The sequence below is a fragment of the Bradyrhizobium sp. Kon58 genome, assembly GCF_055807455.1.
Genome location: NZ_JBVVOT010000278.1, coordinates 1 through 320 on the forward strand (window position 1 = coordinate 1; position 320 = coordinate 320).

Genomic DNA, 320 nt, shown 5'->3' on the forward strand with positions numbered 1-320 from the left:
CCTTGCAGCAGGGCCAGGTACACCGCGCTGTTGGCTTGGGAACCGGCGTGCGGCTGGACGTTGGCGTAATCGGCGCCGAACAGCTCTTTTGCACGGTCAATGGCCAACTGCTCAACCACGTCGACGTATTCGCAACCACCGTAGTAGCGCTTGCCCGGGTAGCCTTCGGCGTATTTGTTGGTCAGGCCGCTGCCTTGAGCTTCCATGACGCGCTTGCTGGTGTAGTTCTCCGACGCGATCAGCTCGATATGATCTTCCTGGCGCTGCTCCTCGGCATTCATCGCCGCCAGCAGTGCGTCGTCATATCCCTGGATCTGGTC

General features: G+C 60.6%; 1 pseudogene. It reads right to left on the reverse strand.

The annotated features are described in order from the left end of the window. Positions 1–281 (reverse strand): annotated as a pseudogene (gene glyA / locus AC0L20_RS40470) (serine hydroxymethyltransferase); the annotation flags it as partial. Positions 282–320: the final 39 nt, after the last annotated feature.